The sequence below is a fragment of the Alteromonas naphthalenivorans genome (assembly GCF_000213655.1).
In the GTDB taxonomy this organism is placed as follows: domain Bacteria; phylum Pseudomonadota; class Gammaproteobacteria; order Enterobacterales; family Alteromonadaceae; genus Alteromonas; species Alteromonas naphthalenivorans.
In genome coordinates this window covers 326621-352627 of record NC_015554.1, presented here as the reverse complement: position 1 = coordinate 352627, position 26007 = coordinate 326621, and the positions used below count along the sequence as shown (strand labels likewise).

Annotated in this window: 22 protein-coding genes and 1 tRNA gene; 15 read left to right on the top strand and 8 right to left on the bottom strand. The window is 43.7% G+C overall.

The features are described 5' to 3' along the window. Positions 1-19 precede the first annotated feature (19 nt). The 3 genes from rraB (at position 20) to AMBT_RS01455 (ending at position 2960) form a co-directional block, all read left to right on the top strand. A complete protein-coding gene (gene rraB / locus AMBT_RS01465; protein ID WP_013782787.1) occupies positions 20-418 on the top strand; it encodes a ribonuclease E inhibitor RraB in 399 nt (132 codons plus the stop codon). A gap of 113 nt (positions 419-531) precedes the next feature. Continuing rightward, positions 532-1371: a choice-of-anchor H family protein gene (locus tag AMBT_RS01460; protein ID WP_013782786.1), complete on the top strand. Its 840-nt coding sequence runs from the start codon at positions 532-534 to the stop codon at positions 1369-1371. A 182-nt stretch (positions 1372-1553) separates the two neighbouring features. Further along, on the top strand, positions 1554-2960 hold the full coding sequence (locus AMBT_RS01455) for a sensor domain-containing diguanylate cyclase (RefSeq protein ID WP_013782785.1): 1407 nt from the start codon (positions 1554-1556) through the stop codon (positions 2958-2960). Here the strand turns inward: AMBT_RS01455 and AMBT_RS22785 are convergent. Beyond that, positions 2949-3242 (bottom strand): hypothetical protein, encoded by a 294-nt coding sequence (locus tag AMBT_RS22785; protein WP_013782784.1) that lies wholly within the window; start codon positions 3240-3242, stop codon positions 2949-2951. The two genes, AMBT_RS01455 and AMBT_RS22785, sit on opposite strands and share 12 nt — an antisense overlap. Here AMBT_RS22785 and AMBT_RS01450 point away from each other — a divergent pair. Both AMBT_RS01450 and AMBT_RS01445 read left to right on the top strand, forming a co-directional pair. Further along, positions 3148-4389, top strand: a complete 1242-nt coding sequence (locus tag AMBT_RS01450) for an ABC transporter substrate-binding protein (protein ID WP_232363216.1) — start codon at positions 3148-3150, stop codon at positions 4387-4389. The genes AMBT_RS22785 and AMBT_RS01450 overlap by 95 nt on opposite strands. A gap of 34 nt (positions 4390-4423) precedes the next feature. Next, complete coding sequence (locus AMBT_RS01445) at positions 4424-7087, top strand: ATP-binding protein (RefSeq protein WP_013782782.1); 2664 nt, start codon at positions 4424-4426, stop codon at positions 7085-7087. Positions 7088-7246: 159 nt separating this feature from the next. On the opposite strand, the gene AMBT_RS01440 is transcribed toward AMBT_RS01445, so the two are convergent. From AMBT_RS01440 to pepA, 3 genes are read right to left on the bottom strand one after another with little or no spacing between them, the layout of a single operon-like run. Next, complete coding sequence (locus AMBT_RS01440) at positions 7247-10021, bottom strand: valine--tRNA ligase (RefSeq protein WP_013782781.1); 2775 nt, start codon at positions 10019-10021, stop codon at positions 7247-7249. Between the two features lie 39 nt (positions 10022-10060). Continuing rightward, entirely contained in the window at positions 10061-10486 is a 426-nt protein-coding gene (locus AMBT_RS01435; protein WP_013782780.1) for a DNA polymerase III subunit chi, read from the bottom strand. A 6-nt stretch (positions 10487-10492) separates the two neighbouring features. After that, a complete protein-coding gene (pepA, locus tag AMBT_RS01430; RefSeq protein WP_013782779.1) occupies positions 10493-11998 on the bottom strand; it encodes a leucyl aminopeptidase in 1506 nt (501 codons plus the stop codon). Positions 11999-12259: 261 nt separating this feature from the next. Between pepA and lptF the strand changes: the two genes are divergently transcribed. Beyond that, positions 12260-13360 (top strand): LPS export ABC transporter permease LptF, encoded by a 1101-nt coding sequence (lptF, locus tag AMBT_RS01425; protein WP_013782777.1) that lies wholly within the window; start codon positions 12260-12262, stop codon positions 13358-13360. Next, positions 13361-14422 carry an LPS export ABC transporter permease LptG gene (gene lptG / locus AMBT_RS01420; protein ID WP_013782776.1) on the top strand — a complete coding sequence of 354 codons (1062 nt, stop codon included), beginning with the start codon at positions 13361-13363 and terminating at the stop codon, positions 14420-14422. Between the two features lie 139 nt (positions 14423-14561). Here the strand turns inward: lptG and AMBT_RS01415 are convergent, their stop codons facing one another. After that, positions 14562-15005 carry an RDD family protein gene (locus AMBT_RS01415; protein ID WP_041452682.1) on the bottom strand — a complete coding sequence of 148 codons (444 nt, stop codon included), beginning with the start codon at positions 15003-15005 and terminating at the stop codon, positions 14562-14564. Positions 15006-15469: 464 nt separating this feature from the next. Between AMBT_RS01415 and AMBT_RS01410 the strand changes: the two genes are divergently transcribed. From AMBT_RS01410 to AMBT_RS01380, 7 genes are all read left to right on the top strand, one after another. Further along, on the top strand, positions 15470-16003 hold the full coding sequence (locus AMBT_RS01410; RefSeq protein ID WP_013782774.1) for a sigma-70 family RNA polymerase sigma factor: 534 nt from the start codon (positions 15470-15472) through the stop codon (positions 16001-16003). Next, positions 16000-16701: an anti-sigma factor gene (locus AMBT_RS01405; protein WP_013782773.1), complete on the top strand. Its 702-nt coding sequence runs from the start codon at positions 16000-16002 to the stop codon at positions 16699-16701. The genes AMBT_RS01410 and AMBT_RS01405 overlap by 4 nt, the downstream gene beginning before the upstream one ends. Positions 16702-16859: 158 nt before the next feature. After that, positions 16860-18440, top strand: coding sequence for a DUF4331 domain-containing protein (locus AMBT_RS01400; RefSeq protein WP_013782772.1), 1581 nt, complete (start codon positions 16860-16862; stop codon positions 18438-18440). A gap of 12 nt (positions 18441-18452) precedes the next feature. Further along, entirely contained in the window at positions 18453-18953 is a 501-nt protein-coding gene (locus tag AMBT_RS01395) for an Ig-like domain-containing protein (RefSeq protein WP_013782771.1), read from the top strand. Positions 18954-19032: 79 nt separating this feature from the next. Continuing rightward, entirely contained in the window at positions 19033-20187 is a 1155-nt protein-coding gene (locus AMBT_RS01390; RefSeq protein WP_013782770.1) for a hypothetical protein, read from the top strand. Positions 20188-20196: 9 nt separating this feature from the next. Further along, positions 20197-21351 (top strand): HupE/UreJ family protein, encoded by a 1155-nt coding sequence (locus tag AMBT_RS01385; RefSeq protein WP_013782769.1) that lies wholly within the window; start codon positions 20197-20199, stop codon positions 21349-21351. Between the two features lie 122 nt (positions 21352-21473). Beyond that, a tRNA-Leu gene (locus AMBT_RS01380) sits at positions 21474-21560 on the top strand. Between the two features lie 260 nt (positions 21561-21820). Here the strand turns inward: AMBT_RS01380 and AMBT_RS01375 are convergent. Together AMBT_RS01375 and AMBT_RS01370 are read right to left on the bottom strand one after the other, a co-directional pair. After that, the gene (locus tag AMBT_RS01375; RefSeq protein ID WP_012519647.1) at positions 21821-22177 is read right to left on the bottom strand and encodes a type II toxin-antitoxin system RelE/ParE family toxin; all 357 of its coding nucleotides are present in this window, start codon (positions 22175-22177) and stop codon (positions 21821-21823) included. Next, the gene (locus AMBT_RS01370) at positions 22155-22382 is read right to left on the bottom strand and encodes a type II toxin-antitoxin system Phd/YefM family antitoxin (RefSeq protein ID WP_013782767.1); all 228 of its coding nucleotides are present in this window, start codon (positions 22380-22382) and stop codon (positions 22155-22157) included. Before AMBT_RS01370 ends, AMBT_RS01375 begins: the two co-directional genes overlap by 23 nt. 194 nt (positions 22383-22576) lie before the next feature. On the opposite strand from AMBT_RS01370, the gene AMBT_RS01365 reads away from it, so the two are divergent. Continuing rightward, positions 22577-24244: a tetratricopeptide repeat protein gene (locus AMBT_RS01365; RefSeq protein WP_013782766.1), complete on the top strand. Its 1668-nt coding sequence runs from the start codon at positions 22577-22579 to the stop codon at positions 24242-24244. A 426-nt stretch (positions 24245-24670) separates the two neighbouring features. On the opposite strand, the gene AMBT_RS01360 is transcribed toward AMBT_RS01365, so the two are convergent. After that, positions 24671-25735, bottom strand: a complete 1065-nt coding sequence (locus AMBT_RS01360; RefSeq protein WP_013782765.1) for a Gfo/Idh/MocA family protein — start codon at positions 25733-25735, stop codon at positions 24671-24673. Between the last annotated feature and the right edge of the window lie 272 nt (positions 25736-26007).

Genomic DNA, 26007 nt, shown 5'->3' with positions numbered 1-26007 from the left:
ATGATTGAGGTTTTGCTTTATGAGTCAGTTTGATGAACGAGAAGAATGGTATTCCTTTAATGAGGAGACCATAGAAGCGCTACTAGAAGACGGTAGCCAGGCCGATGCTGAATACACCATTGAGCATCACTTTGCGAGTAACGACTTCGACAAGCTAGAAAAAGCGGCGGTTGATACGTTCAAAGCGGGTTTTGAAGTGACTGACGCAGAAGAGTTAATGCTTGATGATGGTGGCACAATTTTTTGTTTCGATGCTATCATTGAACGAGCGTTAGACCTTGCAAAACTCAATGCTGATTCCGATACCCTACTTAAAATTGCTGACAAACAAGACGTTCAATACGACGGCTGGGGTACGTATTTCATGCCCCGCGGCGATGATGAAGATGAGTACGAAGACGACTACCTAGAAGATTGATTCTGACAGACTAATCTCTTTACTCAATACTACATTAAGGGTGGCTTCAGTTTTTGTTCATCTTATCTAATCAACAATGGCACCTGTTATTTTGATTAGAAAGGATGTTAACAATGAAATCACCCATTCAACCTCTTGCTAAGTTCTGTTTATTAGCACTATTACCCTGCTCGTTTATCAATACTTCATACGCCGAACAAGCGCTATCAAGTGACACAGTTTCTGTTGAATCAACAGAATATCGCTACGGCGCCGTTTACTCCCCTACTGAAACGTCCACGCAGGCTGCAATAAACGCGACTACCAAGAATGCCTTTACCAGTGCTATTAACGATACTGAAAACGGTAATGAGACCCAAACTAGCGTATTGGAATCATCTTCACTGGCTGAGAAAAAAGCGAAACGTGAAAGCCTTTTTAGCGGCACGAGTAAATCCTATGCCGAAGCACAATCAACCACACTATTGCCTGATTACTGGATTTATGACAGTTGGGTATCTTTAGACACTGATATCGATTATGACGGATATTATTCCGAATTTACCGTTGAGTTTGATGCAGATACCGTTTACGACAGTGCCCTTGTCTATGGGGTTATTTACTTAGGTAGAAACGATCGCTATGAAGCCATTCATGTTACCTCTGAATTTGTACTGTATGGTGAAGATTCCTCAGATTCATTTGTGGTAGAAAGTCGTCTGCTTTCAGGCTTTCCCGCTGCAGACTATGATGTGCTCATCGAGCTATATGATGCCTATTCCGAGCAACTGGTCGCTTATTCTGACGGCTATTGTGATGCCGACCTTGCTTACCTAAGTTTAGAAAGTGATAACCATGAGTATATCTACGAAGACACGGTCATAGTGGTTGAGGAACACGGCGGCAGTACGACTATCTTCGGTTTACTATTCATCGCCCTTACTCTAGTGGCGCGCAGAGTAGTTCGACACTAACACTTTACAGTTCACTAAAAAGACTTTCATTGAACGCGGCGTTTTATTCTTTTATCACTACACTAAAGTAGTAGAACAAAAAATAAGCATTATGCAATATGATTTGACCGCATAATGACTTACGAAAGTGGCTACCGATTGGCAGCCACATCGATATGTTAAGTCTAGATGGTATACGTGCGATGAAAATTGAAAATGTAAACCTGATCAACCTTTTGGAACATGCGCATATTGGCGTAGTGATACATTCTTGGGATTCGCAGATTGTTTACGTGAACCCTGCTGCTATGAAACTTTTTAAAACGTCACTTGAACGTTTACAAAACCGACATCTGGTAGAAGATGGATGGGAGTTGGTAGACAGGCAAAATCGCCGCCTGCATCCCGACGAATATCCGGTAAACAAAGTGACATCGCTAAATGTTTCGATTACTGATGAAATTATTGGCTTAGTCAATGAGGACAGCGGGGAGATCTGTTGGTTAAGTGTCAGTGCTTATCCGGAAAAGTCTGAGGGTGCAGGTTTTGTGGTGGTTTACTTTACCGAAATCACCGAAAAAATTGCAGCGTTTTCATTCCTCGATATTGTGCAAAGCGCACAAGATATGATTATTGTTACCGAGGCGAAATCAATCGAGGGGCCTTTATCACCAAAAATCATTTACGTGAACGATGCCATTTGTAAGCTTACGGGATATTCTAGAGAAGAGTTAATTGGTGAAACGCCACGAATTTTTCAAGGTACGCTTACAGACAAAGAATCCACCTCTCGTATCCACTGTGCGCTTGCTGAGAACAAGCCAATAACGGAAACACTGCTTAATTATACTAAAACAGGTACCCCCTATTGGGTTGAAATGAGTATCTTCCCACTGAAAAATCAGCTGGATGAGGTCACCCACTTCGCTTCGGTCGAGCGAGACGTAAGTGCCGTTAAGTTCCACGCCGAGCAACTGAATAATCGTAATTTTGAGCTAAAGAGTATTCGTGAAAATTTAGAAGACTTGGTAAATCAACGTACCAGAGAGCTTCGGAACGTTAATGTGAAACTTGAAAAACTGGCTTATTTCGACCCCCTCACCGACATTCCAAATCGGCGTGCCTTTGAAGAGGCATTAGATAAATCTACGCACTTTGCTCACCGTCACGGCTATTCTCTATTAATCGGCATTGCCGATGTTGACCATTTCAAAAAGCTCAATGATACCTTCGGGCATGCGTTTGGTGACGATGTACTAGTGGCTGTTGCAAAGTCGATGAAACAATTTTTTCGTCAAGAAGATGGCATAGGCCGTGTTGGTGGAGAAGAGTTTGCTTTTTGTATGGTATTGCCCGGCTCCCACGAAGCCATAGACATTCTTGAGCGACTCAGAAAGCGGGTTGAGCTAATTTCAAGCTCGCTTCCTGCCTTAAAGGGTTATGACGTAACTATTAGCATTGGCGCTTATTATGTAAGCGGGGTAAACCCCAGCGAAACAAAAGAAATGGTAAGCATAGCTGATGAAGCGCTGTACCGCGCTAAACGAGAAGGGAGAAACCGGGTTAGCTTGGTGATGAAAGATAAAACCGAATCCAATTTAGTCAATTAGTGGCATAACCTCAACGAGTATGATGAATTCATTTTTATCATTCTTTGGTATAAAGCTTCGCTTGCGAAGACAAATAACTTGGTAAATATCTAAAATCGATGCCAGAATAAAAATACTATAAAGAACAACTGGAATCGTTCTAATGCCACCCAGCCAACGTTTATCTTCTCGCCCTCGGCGTAGTTTTATTAAAGGAGCCGCTGCGCTGGGAGTAACCGCTGGCGTCACTGCCGGAGTAGCGCCTTTTGCAATAGGTAAGCCAACACCAACGTTAAGGGTCATGGGTACCCATGTCACGCTACAAGAAGAAATTCGTCAACACGCAATGGCTGATTTAGGCATTAATATCCAATTTCAGCCTGGTGGAAGTGCAACCGTACTGCAAAGAGCGTCAATGAATCCTGGTGCTTTTGATTTGTATGAACAGTGGTCAAACAGTATTAATGTTTTGTGGCGCTCGAAAGCTATTCAGCCTATCGAAAAGAAAAAGCTTACCTATTGGGATGAAATAAACGATTTAACCAAAACAGGGAAAGTAACTGAAGCCGCTCGCTTAGGCGCTGGTGATGCCCCCCATAAGATTATTAATGTCCAAGCTGATGGCAGTTTAGGGATAGAACATACAGACACCATTAGCTTTCTTCCCTATGTGCACAACGTAGACTCATTTGGCTACAATACGTCTCAATTTCCTGAACAACTCAAAAACCAAGAAGAAAGCTGGGGATGGCTACTCGATAGTCGGTTGTCTGGCAAAGTGGGGATTGTAAATGATCCCACCATTGGACTTTTCGATTTAGCCCTAGCGGCACAAGCAAAGGGCTACATTACATTTGAAGATATAGGGGCAATGACCACACAAGAGCTGGATAACTTATTCAGTATTCTTATTGAGTTATCCCAGTTAAATCACTTCAGTGGCTTTTGGACATCAGTGCCTGAATCTGTGCAATTTATGAAAAGCCAACGCGTCTCTATAGAGAGCATGTTCTCTCCTGCGGTATCGGCGTTAAACAGCCAAAACATTCCCGTTAAATTTGCTGCGCCGAAGGAAGGTTACCGAGGTTGGCATGGTGTAATGTGTTTATCGTCAGCTTCACAAGGAAGAAGTAAAGATGTGGCTTATGAATATATGAATTGGTGGCTGTCAGGCTGGCCCGGGGCATTTATTGCTCGTCAGGGTTATTACATATCTAATCCAGAGCGTTCTGCAAAATATTTATCGCAAGCCGAATGGGATTATTGGTACAAAGGGTTACCTGCAAGCGAAAATCTAAAAGGCCCGGCAGGTAAGGTTAGTGTTCAAAAAGGTGAACAGCGCTCAGGTGGAAGCTATGAAGATAGGTTTAGTAACATCGCAGTATGGAATACTGTCATGCCAACCTACGAATATAGCCTCCAAAAATGGTATGAATTTATTACGTCTTAACCCAATTGGTTAAGTCAAAGGCACAATAATAGCTATGCTGTCATCGATTCGAACGCAACTTATTCTCGTATTAATTGCTTTAGTCGCCCTGCTCTTAGTACAAGGGTATATTGCTAGAGAAAACCAATCTGTATTAAGCAGCGGCATGGCGGCATCGAGTCGTGCTGTGGTTGATGTGGGAATAGTAAAAGAACTCGAAAGAGATGTTATCGACCTACAGCGGAATGTGCTCATCTACAAAGAAAATGCGAGCCAATCTGCGGTAACACGTTTTGAAAGGTTGATGCTCTCTATCAATAAAAGGCTAGATGAGCTTGCCGATCCTGTTACCCAAAGTGGTGAGATTGACGATACCTATGTGCTGTCTCGTATGCATAAGCACCTTAGTGCCTACCAAGAAAATTTTCGCCAAGTTATTGATGCACGCTCTAGAAAAGACGACTTAATCATTGATGGATCATTGTCAGATTTACTGGCGATTAAGCGGCTATTTGATACTGCCAATGAAGACTTCGCGCTTCCTCAAAGTACCATTGATAAACTTAACTTCCACATTGCTAAAGCGGAAAATGCAATCCTTCGCTATTTGATGAAGCCTGATATGGCGTTAATCACGCAATTCAATGAAGCAATTACTGCCATTAAAGCGGTTACCATGAACAATCATACACTTCATAGCCAAGTGAATGAGTTACTTGAAAAGGCCGAAGCTGACTTATTTAAGCTAACACAAATTACCCAAGGGAATTTGTTTTTGGTTAATGTGGTTATGGCCGGTTCAGCGAATGAGTTTTTATATTTAAGCGGCGAACTTGCTAATCAAGTAACTTCGAAAACCGAATCTATTACTCACAACACCTATTTGGTAGCGCAAGAAACACAACGTAATGGTGAGATATTTTCACTGGTCGCCATTCTACTTGCGGTCATCGCCGCCATATTTACCGCCTATCGTATTTTAGGCCCTATTCGCACCATAACCCACGTATTCAATCGATTATCTGAAGGCCAAAACATTTCGAGTATTCCAGGCAACAGCCGCAACGATGAAATTGGAAACCTTGCTCGAGCCGCCCATGTATTTAGTGATAAAAACAAGCAAACAGAAATCTTATTATCAGAAGCCCGTGGTCTGAATGGCAGATTGGAATCTTTAAACTCAGAACTGACTGAAAGTAAAATAAAAGCCGAGCGAGCGACAGCCTCGAAGAGTATTTTCTTAGCCAATATGAGCCATGAAATTCGTACGCCCATGAATGGTATTATTGGCTTGATAGAACTCGCTCAGCAACACCCAGTGCCTGATATTGTCAGCGGTTATCTTGATAAAGCGGCCTATTCAAGCCAGATTTTAATGAGTGTTATCAATGATATTTTAGACTTCTCAAAAATTGAAGCCGGCAAACTTAAAATTGAAGAAGTCAGTTTTTCCCTTCATTCTTTATTCGACAATCTCATTGCTGTTATTGCGCTTAAAGCCAAAGAGAAAAACTTAGTTGTTCGCTTTATCGTGTCACCATCCATACCGCCTCAAGTTATTGGCGATCCGCTACGTATTGCGCAAATCATCATGAATATTGGAAGCAATGCGGTGAAGTTTACCGAGCAAGGGCAAATTTGCATTCGGTTTGATGGCAGCATTAACGATAAAGGTAATTTGCTCTCCCTAACAATGAATATTGAAGATTCGGGTATTGGAATGAGTGAGCGGCAACTTGCTCGTATTTTTAACCCCTTTACTCAAGCGGATGACGCGACCAACCGCAAGTACGGTGGAACCGGTCTGGGTTTAACCATTGTAAAACAACTCACCGACTTGATGGGTGGCTCACTATCAGCTACTTCAGTAGAAGGAAAAGGCAGTACCTTTACAATATCCTTGCCCCTTCGTGTATTTAAGAATCAGCCTGGTATTTTTGACCTTACGCCTCAGTTGCCCACATCCAGTGTGTACTTAACCTCTTCGCCTCTGCTACCAGATATCTACCAGTCGATAGTACAAATTAGCCAAGCCAATATCATGGACATTTACGCCGCCCAATCCCTCGATTCTCTGCCTAAACACCTTATTGTTGATATTCCCAGCTTTGGTGTATTTAAAGACAATATCCGCTGGTTACACGAACTGGCAGAGCAAGGAACCCATGTTGGTTTGATCATGGATACCGTAGGGAGTGCGCTGCAAGATAAGTACAACAGCCTGTGGAAAGGCCCTCTTATTATGCACCCCTTTACGCCTGCACAATTTGAACATTTCATGTCTATGGTAGTCAGTAATGAAACACGAAAAACCATGACTAAAAAGGCGGATATCATTGAAGATATTAGCTTAGAAGGGCATGTATTATTGGTTGAAGATAACAACATAAATCAGATTGTTACCGGTGAAATGCTCAAAACCTTAGGGATTACGTTTGATATCGCGGAAGATGGTAATCAGGCAGTGCGCAAAATAGAAAACGCCCCTCATTATGATTTAGTATTAATGGATGTACAAATGCCCGTAATGGATGGTTATGAGGCAACAAAAGCCTTAAGAAAAGCGGGCTTTACTACCCTTCCCATTATCGGGCTCTCGGCTAATGCTATGAAAGAAGACAAACAGAGCGCTATCGATGTAGGCATGAACGACTATCTCACTAAGCCAATTAAACGCAAAGCCTTGGTGGATATGTTAAAGCGTTACATGAACCATTAACAAGCGCAGCGCTTTATTCCTGTGCCACCAATGCACGATTTTTAGCAAAAAAAAGAGTTGTCTTTCGACAACCCTTTTTCAAATCGCTTGTTAGATCTGACTTATAAAGTAGCTCTTTTAAGGCAGCTACAAACCAGTCAAAACCCTGCTACAACAAACTTATAACGCCGCAATAGTTTCGTATTGAGCTTTTAACTTCTCAAGCTGCTTTTCACCTTCTTCCAGCTTAGCGCGTTCTTTCTCAATCACCGCGTCTGGGGCGTTGCTTACAAACTTATCATTACTCAACTTTCCGCGTGTACGTGAAACGTCTTTATCCACTTTATCCATGGCTTTCGTGATACGAGCAAGCTCGGCATCTTTGTCGATAAGACCCGCCATAGGAATAAGAATTTCCATTTCACCCACCAGTGCCGTAGCGCTCGCTGGTGCTTCTTCACCGTCTTTAAGGATGGTCACTGTTTCAAGCTTAGATAACTTATCTAAGAAGGCTTTAGCGGCCTCTAAACGGCGGCTATCTTCAGCGCTTACGTTTTTAAGTAAGGCATTAAGCGGTTTGTTTGGAGAAATATCCATTTCGCCGCGAATATTACGAATACCTACGATGAATTTCTTCACCCACTCAATATCGGCAAGTACTTGCTCATCTTGTTTAGCGGCATCTTGTACTGGGAATGCTTGCACCATAATGCTGGCATTCTCTTCAACCTGTAGCGCACTTAATGGCACAACACGCTGCCAAATCGTATCGGTAATAAATGGCATTAACGGGTGCAACAAACGTAGCAAGTTTTCTAGTACGTTAATTAACGTATGACGTGTACCACGCTTCTCAGCTTCACTGCTGGCTTCATTGCTAAGCACAGGTTTAGTCAGTTCTAAGTACCAATCGCAGAACTGGTTCCAGGTAAACTCGTAAACAATATGCGCAGCAATGTCGAAACGGTAGTCTTCTAACGCTTTTTCAAACTCAACAAGGGTTTGTTGGAACTTAGCCCAAATCCAGCGATCGGCAATACTTAATACCATTTCGCCACCATCACGGCCTGTATCGTGCTCTTCAGCATTCATCAGTACAAAACGTGATGCATTCCAAATCTTGTTACAAAAGTTACGGTAGCCTTCTACTCGCGCCATATCAAAGTTGATATCACGGCTGGTTGACGCCATGGCAGCAAAAGTAAAACGAAGTGCGTCGGTACCATAGGCGTGAATACCATCTGGGAACTGCTTACGCGTTCGCTTCTCAATCTTTTCAGCTAGCTTTGGCTGCATCATGCCTGAAGTACGCTTTTTCACTAGCGTTTCTAGGTCGATACCGTCAATAAGGTCGATAGGGTCAAGTACGTTCCCTTTTGACTTAGACATTTTATCGCCGTTCTCATCGCGGATGAGACCGGTAATATAAATATCTTTAAACGGAATTTGGCCTGTGAACTTCTTCGTCATCATGATCATTCTGGCTACCCAGAAGAAAATGATATCGAAGCCAGTTACCAATACCGATGAAGGCAAGAAGGTTTCTAGTTCAGGCGTTTTTTCAGGCCAGCCCATGGTCGCGAACGGCCATAGTGCAGATGAGAACCAGGTATCAAGTACGTCGTCATCTTGGCGAAGGGCAATATCGTCGCTCAAACTGTTTTTAGCGCGAACTTCTGCTTCAGTACGACCCACGTAAATGTTGCCGTTGTCGTCATACCATGCAGGAATGCGGTGTCCCCACCACAACTGACGCGAAATACACCAATCTTGGATGTTGTGCATCCACTGGTAATAGGTTTTGTTCCAGTTTTCTGGTACAAAACGAATCTCGCCGCTTTCAACCGCTTCAATAGCAGGCTTAGCCAGTGACTCAACCGCAACATACCATTGGTCAGTAAGGTAAGGTTCAATGACCGCGCCGGTTCTGTCGCCGCGAGGTACTTTAAGCTTATGTGGTTCAATTTTAACTAATGCGCCTTGGGCGTCTAAGTCGGCCACAATTTGCTTACGAGCGTCGAAACGGTCTAAGCCGCGATAAGCTTCTGGCGACTCATCGTTAATTTTCGCGTCGTCAGTTAAGATATTGATCATCGGTAGGCTGTGGCGCTTACCCATATCGTAATCGTTAAAGTCGTGAGCTGGCGTAATTTTAACGCAGCCGGTACCGAATTCTTGATCCACATAATCATCGGCAATAACCGGAATTAAACGGCCAGTAATAGGCAGCTTAATATCTTTACCAATATAAGCTTGATAACGTTCGTCATCAGGATGTACCGCAACAGCGGTATCACCTAGCATGGTTTCTGGACGAGTAGTAGCAACCACTAGCTCACCACTGCCATCAGCAAGTGGGTAGCGCATGTGCCACATGTGGCCATCTTCTTCCTCGTTTAGGACTTCTAAATCTGACACTGCGGTGTGCAGTACAGGATCCCAGTTAACCAAACGCTTACCGCGATAGATTAAGCCTTCTTCATGAAGCTTCACAAAGGTTTCAGTTACAGCATCAGACAACTTGTCGTCCATGGTGAACACTTCACGAGACCAATCAGGTGATGTGCCTAACCGACGCATTTGCCCTGTAATAGTGCCGCCACTGTGCTCTTTCCATTCCCAGACTTTTTTAATGAAGTCTTCACGACCTAAGTCATGACGAGTCTTGCCTTCTGCATTTAATTGGCGTTCTACCACCATTTGGGTAGCAATACCCGCGTGGTCGGTGCCCACTTGCCATAAGGTGTTGTCACCTTTCATGCGGCGATAGCGGGTTAAGGCATCCATTATAGTTTGTTGAAAACCGTGCCCCATATGAAGGCTTCCGGTAACATTTGGCGGTGGAAGCAAAATACAATACGGATCGCCGCTGCCCGATGCTTTAAAAAGGCCCGAATTTTCCCATTTTTCATAGCATTGCTGCTCAATGGACTGTGGTTCGAAGGTTTTATCCATTACTTACTCTCGTTGTGAAGCCCGATTCTGATGTGCTCACTATGCAGTTTTCTTAAACTGCATATTACATCCGGCTTGCTGGTAGTTCTTATATCGCACCCGCGCAGCCTGTTTGGCTTCGTCATCTACGGGAACAAAATCGATAATTTGGCGATGTTGATTTGGCGAAGGCACCATGCCCGAACCAACGTTAACCACCATTTGACGGCGGGCAACCTGCTCGGGTTGCCAACAAATTTCCACCGGTGTGCCGCTTTGTGGCCCTTCACCATATAGGTTGTGGGGTACAAAGCGATTGGCTGGCAATTGCCATAAAAATTCATCAACTTCTTCGGCTTGCTTTTGCGTATCGCATAACACGCTTATCTTTTGCTTGTTGGCAAAAGCATCTGCAATAAGTTCGCTCGCGCGAGACGCCACACTGGTGTCGCCTGCGCTCAGTTGATAAAACACGACTTGAGGCATCGTGCGTTAGTCCTCTAACTTGGTGCCAGCGCGGTTCATTAAGAACTGCGATAACATAGGAACAGGTCGCCCTGTTGCACCTTTGTTCTTGCCACTGCGCCATGCAGTACCGGCAATATCTAAGTGCGCCCAATTATATTTCTTGGTGAAACGAGACAAGAAACACGCTGCCGTTATACTGCCTGCCGGACGACCACCTAAGTTAGTCATATCAGCAAACGGGCTTTCAAGCTGTTCTTGGTAATCATCCCACACTGGCAAACGCCATGCGCGATCTGAACTTTGTTCAGATGCATTTAGCAGTTCATGGGCAAGCGGGTTATGTGTGCTCATTACACCGGTTGCATGGTGGCCAAGCGCGATAATGACGGCACCGGTTAAGGTAGCCACGTCAATCACCAGCTCAGGCTCGTAGCGCTCAACGTAGGTTAACGCATCACACAGTACCAAGCGTCCTTCTGCATCCGTATTTAATACTTCAACCGTTTGCCCCGACATGGTGGTTAAGATATCACCTGGGCGATAAGCCGTACCATCTGGCATGTTTTCACAGCCGGCTAGCACACCAATAATGTTTATAGGCAGGTTTAGCGCTGCAATTGTGTGCATAGTACCTAGCACACCAGCTGCACCGCCCATGTCATATTTCATCTCATCCATGGCTTCGCCAGGCTTAATTGAAATACCACCTGAGTCGAAGGTAAGCCCTTTACCCACCAGCACAATAGGTGCTTGATCGGCTGGACCACCACGGTGGTGCATAATACTCATCATACTTTCGTTTGCAGAACCACGGCCTACGGCTAAATAGGCTTGCATGCCCAGTTCAGCCATTTGGGTTTCATCTACAACTTCAGCGCTCACGCTGTCGTACTGGCTGGCTAAAGACTGGGCTTGTTCCCACAGGTAAGCAGGGTTACAAATGTTTGGCGGCATGTTAGCCACATCTTTGGTAACTTTGGCGCCGCGAGAAATGGCTAGCCCATGCTCTACTGCACGCTCACCCACGGTGAGTTCGCGACGTGTAGGTACGTTAAATACGATTTTACGCAACGGACGACGTGGTTCACCTTTCTTGGTTTTAAGTTGCAAGAAGGTATACAAAGAATCTTCGGTAGCTTCTACGGCTTGACGCACTTTCCAATAAGTGTCGCGACCTTTAACGTGTAATTCCGTTAAGAAACACACCGCTTCCATCGAGCCCGTTTCGTTCAGGGTAGTAATGGTTTTGGCAATAATTTGCTTGTATTGGCGTTCATCAAGTTCGCGCTCTTTTCCGCAACCAACTAGTAATACGCGCTCACTCAGTACATTCGGTACATGGTGCAGCAATAGCATTTGCCCGGCTTTACCTTCTAGGTCGCCGCGGCGTAATAAGTTGCTAATATAGCCTTCACTGATTTCGTCTAGTTGTTCAGCCACCGCGGTAAGGCGGCGCGGCTCGAAGACCCCGACAACAATACAGGCACTGCGTTGTTTTTCCGGACTGCCACTTTTTACACTAAACTCCACGATATCACCTCGTTTTTCGTCGTTTAAGATTTGCATGCTGACTAAATTCACATAACGTTTCGCGCTGCTTTATGTTTTAATACGCAGCCATACTTGCATGCTAGCTGCGAATGACTCAATGTTGACGTAAATTATGTCAATTTTGCTTCGCCACACCATGCAATTAATTTTATGATTGCAGGCAAAACTTGTAAAAACGGTAAGTTTACTCAAAATTGTGGTTTCTTTCACTAAAATTCCAAAGTTTCCGGTAGGACTGAGATGTTGATATTCCGCTATTTGCTTAAGGAAACCCTTAAGTCTCAGTTAGCCATATTTTTCATTCTAATGGCGATATTTGTCACCCTTAGATTTGTACGTGTACTTGGTGATGCCTCAGACGGCGATATACCAGCAGGACTAGTACTTGGCTTTCTTGGGCTATACGCCCCTATTCTCGCATCACTCGTGCTGCCTATAAGCGCTTATTTAGGCATTATGCTGGCCCATGGGCGACTGTATGTAGACAGCGAAATGACTGTCATGCGCGCATGCGGTATCAGTGAGTGGTACATCACCCGAGTGATGTTGTTTCTCTCAGTACTCATTATGATAGTTACGGGGGCGATTACCCTCTATTTTGCCCCTATGGCGGCTGAAAACGAGTACCAACTTAGGGAAAAAGCCCGAAACGAAGCTGGCCTTTCTGCCATTATTCCTGGTCGATTCCAACAAACCGGTAATGCCAAAGCGGTTATTTTTGTTCACGACATTGATACGGACGACCAATTGCGCCGCGTGTTTTTATCGCAAAATAAAACTGAAAATGGTGAAAATCAGGTTCAAGTGGTTTACGCGCAAACAGGGCAAGTAGCCAGTAACCCTGATGGCACCCGAAACTTGGTGTTAAAACAAGGGGTGCAGTACGAAGGTCAGCAGTCGCAAAAAAGCTACCGCAAGGTAGAATTCGATGAATACCAAATTCAAATAGCAGATAAGCCTGCAGAGGAAGCAAGACGCAAGGTTAGCGTTTTACCTACTACTGAATTATGGGGTGACGAATCGATAGAAGCCCGTGCAGAGTTACAATGGCGTATCGCTATTCCTCTTTCACTGCCCTTCTTGATTCTTATTGCGGTGCCATTGAGCGCGGTAGATCCCCGCCAAGGCCGATTTGGAAAAATGTTTCCGGCTATACTGCTCTATCTTGGCTACTTCTTATTGTTATTAGCCAGCAGACGGGTATTAGAAGACGGCAAAATCCCCCCTCAACTTGGGTTGTGGTGGGTGCATACCATCATGCTGATAATTGGTGTTGCCTTGATTGTGCGAGACAGAAAAACAGGTACCCAATTTAGGGCCTGGATATTGGGGAAAAAATAGATGTTTAAAATCCTCGATTTATATATTGCTCGCACGCTGTTAGGTACGGTAACTGTTACTCTATCGGTCCTTATTGGCTTAAGCGCACTGATTAAATTCGTAGAGCAACTGCGTAAAGTGGGTGAAGGCGACTACGACATGATGGTGGCGTTCCTTTATGTCGTGCTTAGCTTACCAAGAGATTTAGAACAGTTTTTCCCCATGGCAACCCTTCTGGGCGGGTTAATCGGTATGGGTGTACTTGCCAGCAACAGTGAGCTTGTTGTTATGCAAGCAGCAGGCATGAGTAGATGGAACATAATTGTCTCTACCATGAAGTCTGCCACTATCATGATTCTATTGGTCATGGCTGTGGGTGAATGGGTCACCCCCTTCAGTGAATCTAAAGCCAAAGAAATTCGCACAGAGGCCATTTCAGGCGGAAGCTTATTCTCTTCAGAGCAATTGGTTTGGGCTAAAGATGGCGAACACTTCGTGAGTATTGGCGAAGTGTTAAGTCGTGATTCACTAAAAGATATTAATATTTTTGATTTTAACGACGACCTTTCACTTGAAAGTATTACCTATGCTAAATCGGGTAATTTCGATGGCAGTGAGTGGCGTTTAAGTGATGTGGACGTTACGCGTTTTAGTGAAACCGCGGTAACGTTAGATAACGAAAAAAGTATGCAATGGAACTCGACATTAACGCCAGATAAGTTGGGTATTGTTGCCGTAAAACCTGAAGCTCTATCTATTTCTGGTTTGCTAGACTATGTGGGCTACTTAGCCAATAACGGACAAGATCCATCACGCTACGAATTGGCACTGTGGCGCAAAATATTACAACCTGTGTCGGTAGGGGTAATGCTATTAATGGCCTTGTCGTTCATCTTTGGCCCGCTGCGCAGTGTTACTATGGGTGCCCGGGTGATCATGGGCGTACTGACCGGCTTTGGCTTCTTCATTTTAAATGAAGTGTTTGGCCCACTTAGCTTGGTATATCAAATTCCACCGTTTTTAGGCGCTTTACTTCCCAGCTTATTGTTCGCGGCCATCGCCGCCATCATGCTGAGAAAGTAGCGTATTTTGAGTCATCTATTGAGTCGCTTGAATTAAGCGTTTGGTTGAATCTTCAGACGCACTAGGCTCTGCCGCTTCAACACTGGATACAAAAAAGGGAAGCTTAGCTTCCCTTTCTTATTGGTATTAGCGCTTTTGCTTACCAGCTTTTATGATCGTTACTTTCTTTAGTCAATTTGAGCACTTGGGTTTGCGCCAATCTATCTTGCAATGACTGCTTGTGCTTAAAATCAAACAGCACCAATAGCGTACCTAAGCCACCTAGTGAGGCCACCAAACGAATAAGCAATCGCGGCCATGTCATAGGTGCATCTACGGTGCTGAAAATACGAAGTCTCCATGCACGCATTCCCAAGGTTTGCCCACCTCGCTTCCAAAACCATAAAAAGAAACCAACCACCCACAAACCAACCCATACTTGAATCAGTAACTTATACCCAGTAGATGCTTGAATTAATTCAGCGGGCTGCTCGTAGCCTTGCAAATCCAATATACCATTTGAAAGCAACACAATAAGCGTCACTATTACCACCATAGCAGCACACATCCCCACCGCAACGGCAACTAATGTATCGTAAATCATGGCAGCTAAACGACGAATAAACCCTGCACGTTCAGAAGAAGAGGTTAACTCGACAGCTTCATTTTCGGTGAGTTTTTCACGCTTATTCGCTTTTTTTGCATTGCGTGCAGCACGTGACGCTTTGTTGTGACTTTTGTTCAAAATACTTCCGATACAGTTCAATACCGCGCTAGTGTGCCACAACCCTGACAAGGCATAAATAACCGATACGGAAACAGGGCTAGTTTTAATACTTAGTATTGTGAATTGCTAAGCTATAACCGGTTAGAAATAGCGTGTAAGGTGTAGAGCACAAAGAATATTTATACTTTTTGCATCTAATTACAGACGGCAAACGTTTAATAACATGTAAACACAAACAATCGATCGAAAAATTCTTGTGTCTATGCCCTGATCAGAGTTCCGAAGCTTAAGGCCATTTAATTTCTAAATGCCATGTATGGCTCGGTAAAGAAGGATACTTTATGGAACATGAAACCTTGTTTCCCCTACTGTGTGAAACAGCGAATGGCAATAAAGCCGCTTTTGCTGAGCTATATAAATTAACTAGCCCTCAACTGTATGCTGTGGTGTTAAAGCTTTTGAAGCGGCCGGAACTGGCCGACGAAGCTACCCAAGATGCTTTTATCAAAATATGGCATAACGCAGGCAGTTACCAAAGAGGTAAAGGTACTGTGCTGACTTGGATGGTCAGTATTGCTCGCTACCGTGCATTAGATTTGATGCGCTATCACAATGTGAGAAATGAAGTATCACTAGATAACGAAGCGCCTCAATTGGATGAGTCTTCTACCCCCGTTCGGATGAATACCGAGCAAGATAAATTAGCGGAATGCTTGGATGAATTGGACCACTCCCAACGCCAAGCAATACAGTTAGCGTATGTAAACGGACTTTCCCATCAAGAAGTTGTGAACCATTTGTCGTCGCCTCTGGGCACTATCAAAAGCTGGATTAGACGTGGCCTTCAAAGCTTGCAAAGGTGTTTGTCATTATGAATTATTTGAAAGAAGAACGGTTAAACGCACTCGCGGCCGAGTATGTGGTGGGTACCTTGCGTGGCAAAGCACGTCTGCGCTATCAAAAATTATTGATGCAGTACCAAATCGTAGGTGAAACTACCGCCAAATGGGAAGAATACTTGGTAGGCTTTTCTGACGGTATTACCCCTGTAGAGCCTCCCCATGCGGTGTGGGAACAAATTCAGCATCGTCTTGATCATGGCAATTCAACAAAACCAGTGTCGAACGTTGTTGAATTTGAACAAGCAAAGCAGGCTAGATGGCGTTATCTCTCCTTTCTGTCTACCGCTGCTGCAATGATATTTGCGGTACTTCTCGTCGTGATGATGCCAGTAGCCGACGAAGAAATTTCACATGTTGCGGTGTTTAATAACGCCGACAATGCGCCGTTATGGGTAATAGAGATTTCTGAATCCACTATGGATGTAAAAGTGACCAGTGCATTTGCTGCTACGACCGATAAAGACTACGAGCTATGGATGGTACCTGAAAATGGAGAAGCGCCTATTTCATTGGGCTTGTTGCCTGAATCGGGCTTTGAGCACTTTGCTACTAATGCCATATTACTCAACGGTAGCATCGCGGCACTAGCCGTAAGCTTAGAAGCGCCAGGCGGCTCAAAAACCGGCGCACCTACTGAAGTGTTATATATAGCGCCGCTGGTTTCTGTGTAATAGAGAAGACATTTCTAAAAAAGTACTTTTGAAAGCCGGCATTCAAGCCGGCTTTTTAGTGTTTGAAAAAAATATTTTAAAAAAAAGTAAATTATTTTGCATCCAACTGCACATCCGAATCGTTTGGCTTTATGAACTCACTCACTAAGAGACATAATATGATTTCGATTAAACGTTCAGTAGTTGCAGTTTCTTGCGCACTTATTGCCGCAGGCGCAGTGGCTTCAAGTCACCGAGAAGCGCCTAACATTACACGTCATCCAGCTTTAGACAGTACCGACTTTTACGCATTTAATAGCTACGAAGAAGGGCGTGAGGGCTACGTTACTTTCATCGCAAATTACATTCCACTGCAAGATGCCTATGGCGGCCCTAATTATTTCGCCATGGATCCAAACGCGCAATATACTATTCATATCGACAGCGATGGCGATGCAGTTGAAGACATTAGTTTCGTTTTTGAGTTTCAATCTATGCTTGCCGCTGAAAACGAAGGCATTGCATTACCTATTGGCGCAGCCGGCGAAGAAAAAATGGTGAAAGTGCCATTAAAGAACATTGGCCCTGTTAGTGCTGACGATCAAAGTGCAGCCAACTTCTCAGAAATGTATAGCTTAACAATGGTATCGGGCGACATGCAAAGCGGCGAGCGTACTACGCTGACGCCAAGTGCAGGTGATATGTTTACCAAACCACTTGATTACATTGGTAATAAAACCTTTACCAGCGAAGCAGAATACGCACGTTATGCTGAAAGTTTTATTTATTCGTTTTCAATACCAGGCTGTGACGACATGGCAAAGGTATTTGTAGGCCAACGTAAAGACCCGTTTGTAGTAAACCTAGGTAAAACCTTCGACTTGGTGAATTATGTGCCCGTTGAAGGCGACAGCTCACCCGGCGCTGGAGACGGCGATGGCTTCCCAGGCGGCATTACGCAAAGTGATGACAACGATGACTTGGCAGATAAAAATGTGACTTCGATTTCTGTAGAAGTACCATCAGCGTGTGTTACGGGCGACGGTAATGGCGTAGTGGGCAGTTGGACAACAGCCAGCCTTCCACAAGCACGTATCCTAAACCCTGATGCTACCTTTGATTCGCCAGAAGTTAATGGCGGTGCAATGACGCAAGTATCTCGTTTAGGTAGCCCATTAGTTAACGAACTGGTTATCGGTATTGGCGATAAAGATACCTTCTCTAGTGCCCACCCAAGTGATGACGGCCAGTTCGCTGATTATGTTACTCACCCTGCACTACCAGAATTACTAAACATCTTGTTTAAAGATGCAGTAAACACAACGTTAGGCACATCAATAGAAACGTTAGCGCCAACTAATTTCCCAAGAAATGATTTAGTTGCTGCGTTCTTAACAGGCTTCCCTGGCGTTAACCAACAGGCAACGGTAACGGCGTCTGAAATGCTTCGCTTAAATACAGGCATTCCAGCAACACCTGCAGCCGACCAATCTGCATTCGGTGTAGCAGGCGACGATTTAGCGGGCTTCCCGAACGGAAGAAGACCTGGCGATGATGTGGTAGATATTGCCCTTCGTGTTGTGATGGGCCGATTATGTTACCCCATTCCAGTGAATGGTGAAGATACTGCTCTTGGGTTATGTACAGAAGAAGATGCCAGTGTAGGTAATGTTCCATTCACTGATGGTGCGCCAATTGATGCAAGCATGACAGATGCGTCGTTCCCTTACCTTAAAACACCTATTGCAGGTTCTGAATAAGGAGTGAAGATTATGAACAACGCTCTTTTAAGAGGCTTAGTTTTGGTAGGCGCACTCAGTGCGCTTACTGGATGCTTTGACAATGACGATGATAAGCCAGAAGTAAACGTGGCACCGGTAGCTGAAGATGCCATGTTTACTACCCAGGCTGATATTGCGTTCACCGAAATGCTCAGTGCAAGTGATGCTAATGGCGATGCTTTAACTTATACGCTAGCCACAGACAGCGCAAACGGAACCACAACGGTAACAGCAGACGGTGATTTTACTTATACGCCGAATGCGCAGTTTACCGGAACTGATTCTTTTGTTTTCAGCGTATCTGACGGCGTAGCCGATGCTGACACGGGCGAAGTGACTATCACCATTGAAGCGCAGCAAGTCTCGTTTTCAAGCTATACACGAGATGCATTTAATCAAGAAGCGACTGATGACCCACTTCCTATTAACGGAAGAGCGTTCACTCAGGATGCTGAGCAAAGCAGTTTTGATGACTTACTACCTCAGCAATAAATAGCACTAGCGCCAGGGATGGCGCTGCTTTTTCTTAAGTTTGTTTACTTTACGTTTATCTACCCTAGGAGTTCATACTATGAAATTAATGGCTCGGCTTATCGCACTTAGCGCTTTGTCTACATTATGCTCATCAGCGCTGGCATTTGATGATACAGCGTCACTTAGCGTTAAATCAGGTGATATTCCTAGCAATAAAGTAATCGCCACATGGAGTGCACAGCCTCAAGCAAAAATGACCATAGCACAAGCACAAACAGTGCTTAGTCAAAGCCGTTATCCCGATGCCACAGGTAATGAAAGACAACAGGTGATTCGCTTCATCCATTATCAAAAACAGCAAAAACGCTCCCTTTCAGCTAGTGCGCAAACGCAACTTATGGTGTTAGAGGCCAAGGTGCTGCAAGGCACCCATCAATTTCGCGAAGCTGAAGCTATTTTAAACGAAATAAAAACGCCCCTTTATGCACCTGCTTTACTGCTACTAGCAGACATTAACATTCAGCAAGGCAACCCCGCAGCGGCCAAAAAACACTGCCAACAATTAGTTGGCAAAACCAGTTATCTATTGGCTTTCACATGTATTTTAAACGCCGAATTCACACTTAATACTAATAGTGCTAGCTACGAGAAACTACTAAACCTTGAGGCATTTGCTGAAAAATCTCGTGTAGAAAAAATGAATGCTAATAACACTAGCATCAAGCAAGGGGGCGCGAGCGAACGCCTGTGGTATTACGAAACCTTGGCGGCAATGGCCTACACCCTAGATAAACCCGAGACTGCGCTTTCACACCTGAACAAAATAGACACACAAAAACTGCCCGTAAGCGCACTATTGCTATGGTCTGACGCTAAGCTCAAACTTTCAAAATCTCAAGATGTGATTAAAAGGCTTACAGCAATTCAGGCTGCAGCTCATCGCAATTCCAACAGTACAGAAAAGAACATAGACGATGGCTTATTGCTTCGCTTGGCAAAAGCAGAACGGCAAATAAGTCTTCATGATACTGAAATTCAAAAGCAATTAGCTGATAGAATGGCCTTACGTACTTGGCGGGAAGATGTGTCTCATGCAGCGCAAGTAGCTAGTTACTTTTTAGATATTGACTATAAACCCGCTATAGCCCTGAAATTCGCTAGGATAAACTGGCAAGCAGCACAAACAAGAAGTGACGCTAGGTTACTGGCACGGGCCGAAAGCGCTGTTGCCACATCATCGACATTGAATTAAAGAAAATATATGAAAGCACTTGTAGTTATTCTTTTTTTGTCACTTTTAGTTATGAACGCAAGCGTAGTAAACGCCCACGAACTGAGTAGCGGGTATTTAACCCTTAACGCGGGTGAAGAAAATACCTATAGCGGCGAATTGTTATTAAAGCCTGATGATATTGGGCAAGTAGCCGGACTAGACACTAACGGCAATGGCGCACTGACGTGGGGTGAGATTCATCAAAATCAGCCCTTGTTAGAGCGCTATATAACGAAAGTGCTAAGTATTAGAGTAGATGACTCGCCCTGTGAAATTAACCTTAGCATGCCAAATATTAGAAGTGTTTCCGGCGATTCTTACTTGGTCTCACCAATTCAAGTTATGTGTGAATCAGGTGGTACATTGGGCATTCACTACGATGGTATTTTTGAACATAGCCCTACCCATAAGCTGCTTGTAAACGTAAACCTTGCTGATCAATCAGGAAGTCGTTCACAAGGCAGTTCAAAAAGCACTTCAGATAACACATCTGTTACCAGCGTACTTGATACAGATAGCCGCAGCGTTACATTCGATGCTAGCACTACGTCACTAACCGCATTGTTCATTTCGCTAGTGTACGAAGGTGTATGGCATATCTTCATTGGTATCGATCATATCCTGTTTTTAGTGGCTACCTTGCTTACCGTTAACCTGGTAAGAGAGCAAAAACAGTGGCAAAAAGAGCCTTCAACTTCTCGAATACTAAAGCACACTGTAATATTAGTCAGTGCGTTCACGCTAGCGCACTCTATTACCCTGACCGCTACCGCCCTGAATTTTATTGCGTTGGATAGCCGTTTAGTCGAGCTTGGAATCGCTATTTCAGTGCTGCTGACTGCTCTTAATAATATCTATCCGCTCATCGTGCGATTAGGCATTATCACCTTTGCCTTCGGCTTATTACACGGAATGGGGTTCGCCAGCGTGTTTGCCGATTTAAATGCGCAGTCAAATAACCTGGTACTTAGTGTGGCTGCTTTTAATATTGGTGTGGAAGTGGGTCAGTTAGCTATTGTGGCAGTATTACTACCCTTGTTGCTGTGGCTGCGTCATTTTGCATTTTATGCAAAAACCTTAATGCCACTGCTTTCATCTGTCATCGCCATCATAGCGATTAACTGGACGATTCAGCGCTGGTAGGAGCCATCCCGAAGCGCTAATTGGATAATCTTTCAGCACTTAGACATTTAAGCTAAAAAAAGTGTTGTATGCGAGCGCTGCATCGCTATAATGCACCACTTAGCGATAGCACACCTATCCAAGCCAGTGTGATGGAATTGGTAGACATGACGGATTCAAAATCCGTTGCCAGCAATGGCGTGGCGGTTCAAGTCCGCCCACTGGTACCAAACTTTTAAACCAACTTTTTAGTTGGTTTTTTTGTGCCTGGTGATTGATAAAGCCTCCACGCAAGCGTGACGTCCGAGTGTCGGCTCATCGCGTGGCGACCAACCGAAGTCCGCCCACTGGTACCATATTCTTCTTTTAGAAAAAGATACTGAAACCGACTTTTGAGTCGGTTTTTTTGTGTCTGAAATCAGCGTCGTTCTGGGCTCTACCCCATTAACGGGGGATCAGTATTTATCCTGTTCTATTATTTTGGGGTAAATCAGACGAGTAAATTAACTTCAAACAAAAGCTTTTTCAGGTCTTGTCTAGAATCAAAAACTAGAAGAAGAATGACTGTCTTTGTAGACTCTTCAACTCGGTAAAGCACCACATTATGACTATCGACAAGAAGCTGCCTGTATTCGGTTAACCCTAACTCCAGGAGCCTGTCACTATGAGGCGCAGAATACGGATTTCCAGAGAGTTGAGACTTAACTTTCGATTTAATAGCTCGCTTGGCCTCGTTTGCAACATTGTGATTAAATTTTCTGATTAAAAATGCATCCAGTTTTTTCAAACAAAGTTTAAAAACCGGTGTCACTTTTATGCTGTATTCAATCGTCGTCAAATGCTTCATCCAGATCAAATAGCCCGTTCTGTCGCGCTCTGCGTTCTGACAAATTTATGAGTTTTAATAATGCTATAGTTTGTTGCTGTTCTTCGTAGTCATTCGCATCCTGAATAACATACTTTGGCTTGCCATTTTGCGTGACCAAAATGGGGTTATCCAATTCCAGATGATTCGCATGTTCCTTCATGTAAGATACAGTTTGAGTTTTCATGACAATCTCTTTGGTCTAAATATAGACTTATTATAGTCCGATAGACGAAAAATGAAACGGATAGATTTCCGAGTGGACCGCAATATTTTCATGATATACCTATACCGGAGCATTTATTTAATCAATTCGGCTTCAAAATTGAAAACTCTGCATGTTATGCTTTTACATTAATTCAGCGATTCAAGACTACTTACTTGACAAAGTTTAATAAAGATTTCCCGAAACTAGAAATGCGGCTTGACGCATTTTTTGATGCCATTGATGACGAAGATTACAAACTTGCCCGACTCATTGTAAAAAAGGCGGTCAGGAAATTCCCCCGACATCCTGTTTGCTTCGCGCTTCAAGGGCTAGCAGCTGTATTTATCGATGACGATCATACCGATGGTTATTTGTTTTTTAAGCAAGCAATAAACAGTGGCTACGCACCTGCTTTTGTATATTTTAATTTTGGACTCTGTGCCGAAAAATCTGGCTCAGTTGCTGAATCTTTAGCGGCTTTTCAAAATGCGCTTGACAGTGCGTCACCGGAAGAACTTCATCAATATGAACCTGCCAGACTCCATCTCCAGGCGATAAGAGAGCAACTTCCCGAACACCTCACTTTGGAACAGTACCTTATAGACGCCGAAATTTTTGAAGAAGGTGTTGTATTGTTAGAAAGTCATAAGTTCAGTGAAGCGGCAAACTGCTTTACTCTACTGTTAAAAAGCCAGCCTGAGCATGTACAAAGTTGCGGCAATTTGGGAATTTGTCAGATGTATTTAGGCGATCACTTGTCTGCAAAACGTGCGTTTCATCGAGCATTGGCAATTGATCCAGATTACTTGTTAGCTGAAAATAACCTGGCAATGTTAAAAGCGCTTGAAGACGGAGAGATAGAAGAGCTTCCAAGATTTGGTATTACCGATTTCTATGCAGAAAAAGAGAAAACCTCAAATCCTGCCACTGAACTCAATCAGGCAATATCACAAGCCATGGCCAACGAGCAGTTTGACTCAATTGAGGATGCCCAAGCATTTGTTGAGAACTATATGAATGAGCATAACAGTTCACCGAATACTGATATGCTTAACCTCACACCAAGCCAAACTCACAAGCTACTTACTGAGCCTTTCGAATCCAGTGATTTACTTAGCTGGCAATTTTCGAATGTTACCAAATTTACATCAGCCCCTGTTTATTGGTTAGCTGTAAATTTAATAGGAGCTTTAGGGGCTGATGGAGTTAAGTGCACCGCCAATGGAAATTTGCCCCGCAATTTATGTCGGTCGCTATTCGATAGTTATATGAAAGAGTTTGCTCCCAGCTTTATCGTTTCCAAAATAAATAAAGAAGACGATTTCGTTAACCTACATGTAGTTCGCAGCATCTTGTTGATTGCCAAATTAATTCGTAAACACGGTGGGCGCTGGAAGCCATTGAAATCAACATGGCAACTTTATGAGCGCATACAGCAAGGTGATAACACAGCTGCGACTGAACTTTATCAAATACTGTTTAAAACGTATGCTACTGAGTACAACTGGGCGTACATTAGTGGTAATGAGAGCGATTGTGCATTCTATCAGTTCAGTATAGGTTACTCATTGTATATGCTTCGTCATCTTGGCACTGAATGGCGACATTACCGAAAATACCAGGTACTTTATGAGCAGGCTTTCCCAGATCAAGCAGATTCGTTGTCAGAGCTTGCAAAGATAGAATTTCCCTCCCAGTATATTTTTCATTTCTGGTTCGACTTTGCATGGCAAGTCGGACTAATAGAAAAACGTGAAAGCACCGATGAAAATACAAATGGATTTTCCAAAGAAATCATAGCTACGCCTCTGTTTACCGAACTGATTTCTTGGCACATATGAATCCGGTAATAAAAAACGTCATTTACTCTAATCGAATGCGTGCGGCGTCAGTAATCACAGCGTCTTCAATAAACCTCAACTTATTTGTTATGGCATGGAATTTCAGATCAAAACACGCCGTTTATCTGAATCTGATAGAAAGGGATTCCACCTAAACCTCATCACCTTTGTTTGGGGCTTCGTGGACTGGGGGAAGGAGAATCGGGTAAAGTGGCTTTAAGCATTTTTTTTGCGAAAAGCTGTTAGTCATGCAAAGAATTTGCAAAGCGTCATTATTACAATTTAACTTGCTGATTTAAAATAATTATTTCAAACACTAACTTTTCAAAATCCGTTGCCAGCAATGGCGTGGCAGTTCAAGTCCGCCCACTGGTACCAAACTTTTAAACCAACTTTTTAGTTGGTTTTTTTGTGCCTGACTATTAATCAAACCGCCACCGTTTTTCCTGTTTGTGCGGCCCGAAATATTGCATCAACAATATGAATATCGGCTAACCCTTCACTCCCGGTTACTAGCGGTTGTCGGTCGGTGAGTATGGCTAAAGCATCATTGTCCATTTGAAGCGTTTGCTGCATGCCTTGAATAGGTTCAAACTTTTTCCCATCAGAGGTTATACCCGTTACGCCATTGTAGCTTTGCATTGGTCTCAGTTGATACCAACCTTGTTCGCACTCTGCTTTAAAGTGGTTGAACTCTGTTACTACGCTTGTACCACAATCAGCCATTAGTCCATTCCCGAAATCCATGGTAAACATGGTGGTTTCATCAACCTCGGTAAACTTATTAGGGAAACGCTGGGGTGGATGACTACCTGTAACAGATAATGGCTCTTTACCTGTTAAAAACCGAGCGCTATTAATAGCGTATACACCCATATCATAAAGCGCCCCACCTCCCATGTGTTGCTGCATTCGCCAATTGCTAGCGTCTCTTCCTTGCCCAGCGTAACCAGCAAAGCTAGATACCTTCTTAAACTTCCCATAAGGCATGCTTTCTAAATAGTGATGAAAAGTGCGTGTGTTGGGCTCATGTTGCATGCGATAACCAATAGATAGCGTCACACCATTCTTGTTACATGCGTCTATAATGGCTTGGCATTCGTCACTATTCATGGCCATAGGCTTTTCACACCAAACGTGCTTTCCTGTGTTCGCGGCTTTTACTGCAAAATCTTTATGTGTACCGGTTGGCGTAACTACATAAATAACATCAATATCTTTGTTATTCGCAACCTCATCAATCGTATCGTAGGTATACACATTACTATCCTGAATACCGTATTTACGCTGCCACTTTGAAATTTTGCTTTCTGTACCGGTAATTATTCCGCGCAGTTCACAATGTTCGGTATGCTGAAGTGCTGGCGCAAGTAAATTAGCGCTGTAATTGCCTAAACCTAGCAAGGCAACACCTAACTTTTTCCGCGACTGAGTGCCTCCTAAAGCCAAAGAGAACGGACTATGAGCGACTAATAGACCAGCACCTGTCATACGAATAAAGTGGCGACGTGTTACGTTTGACGTAAAAACTCCCTAATGAAGACCTGTATTTCCCTTCTAATTAATAGTGTTAATTATATATAGTTAGATCACTTTGCCGCGGCGCATTATTCGGTTCTATTCATAAACGATTTTGTCTGGAACCAATGGTGTATCAGCATTCCAGAGAGCATCGAATAATGCGGTTTTGTAGCCTGGTTATGATGATTTACTTCTTTTTCTTTTGTTCGCCCTGCTTATTCCGCCCTCTACGTGACTTCTTT

What these genes read in the sequence shown, in the direction of transcription:
- AMBT_RS01455 (WP_013782785.1), top strand. Translation starts at nt 1,554, where the DNA reads ATGAAAATTGAAAATGTAAACCTGATCAACCTTTTGGAACATGCGCAT.
- AMBT_RS22785 (WP_013782784.1), bottom strand. Translation starts at nt 3,242, where the DNA reads ATGACCCTTAACGTTGGTGTTGGCTTACCTATTGCAAAAGGCGCTACT.
- lptG (WP_013782776.1), top strand. Translation starts at nt 13,361, where the DNA reads ATGTTTAAAATCCTCGATTTATATATTGCTCGCACGCTGTTAGGTACG.
- AMBT_RS01385 (WP_013782769.1), top strand. Translation starts at nt 20,197, where the DNA reads ATGAAAGCACTTGTAGTTATTCTTTTTTTGTCACTTTTAGTTATGAAC.
- AMBT_RS01445 (WP_013782782.1), top strand. Translation starts at nt 4,424, where the DNA reads ATGCTGTCATCGATTCGAACGCAACTTATTCTCGTATTAATTGCTTTA.
- AMBT_RS01405 (WP_013782773.1), top strand. Translation starts at nt 16,000, where the DNA reads ATGAATTATTTGAAAGAAGAACGGTTAAACGCACTCGCGGCCGAGTAT.
- AMBT_RS01410 (WP_013782774.1), top strand. Translation starts at nt 15,470, where the DNA reads ATGGAACATGAAACCTTGTTTCCCCTACTGTGTGAAACAGCGAATGGC.
- AMBT_RS01360 (WP_013782765.1), bottom strand. Translation starts at nt 25,735, where the DNA reads ATGACAGGTGCTGGTCTATTAGTCGCTCATAGTCCGTTCTCTTTGGCT.
- AMBT_RS01390 (WP_013782770.1), top strand. Translation starts at nt 19,033, where the DNA reads ATGAAATTAATGGCTCGGCTTATCGCACTTAGCGCTTTGTCTACATTA.
- AMBT_RS01460 (WP_013782786.1), top strand. Translation starts at nt 532, where the DNA reads ATGAAATCACCCATTCAACCTCTTGCTAAGTTCTGTTTATTAGCACTA.
- rraB (WP_013782787.1), top strand. Translation starts at nt 20, where the DNA reads ATGAGTCAGTTTGATGAACGAGAAGAATGGTATTCCTTTAATGAGGAG.
- AMBT_RS01435 (WP_013782780.1), bottom strand. Translation starts at nt 10,486, where the DNA reads ATGCCTCAAGTCGTGTTTTATCAACTGAGCGCAGGCGACACCAGTGTG.
- lptF (WP_013782777.1), top strand. Translation starts at nt 12,260, where the DNA reads ATGTTGATATTCCGCTATTTGCTTAAGGAAACCCTTAAGTCTCAGTTA.
- AMBT_RS01415 (WP_041452682.1), bottom strand. Translation starts at nt 15,005, where the DNA reads ATGATTTACGATACATTAGTTGCCGTTGCGGTGGGGATGTGTGCTGCT.
- AMBT_RS01440 (WP_013782781.1), bottom strand. Translation starts at nt 10,021, where the DNA reads ATGGATAAAACCTTCGAACCACAGTCCATTGAGCAGCAATGCTATGAA.
- AMBT_RS01400 (WP_013782772.1), top strand. Translation starts at nt 16,860, where the DNA reads ATGATTTCGATTAAACGTTCAGTAGTTGCAGTTTCTTGCGCACTTATT.
- AMBT_RS01375 (WP_012519647.1), bottom strand. Translation starts at nt 22,177, where the DNA reads ATGAAGCATTTGACGACGATTGAATACAGCATAAAAGTGACACCGGTT.
- AMBT_RS01370 (WP_013782767.1), bottom strand. Translation starts at nt 22,382, where the DNA reads ATGAAAACTCAAACTGTATCTTACATGAAGGAACATGCGAATCATCTG.
- AMBT_RS01395 (WP_013782771.1), top strand. Translation starts at nt 18,453, where the DNA reads ATGAACAACGCTCTTTTAAGAGGCTTAGTTTTGGTAGGCGCACTCAGT.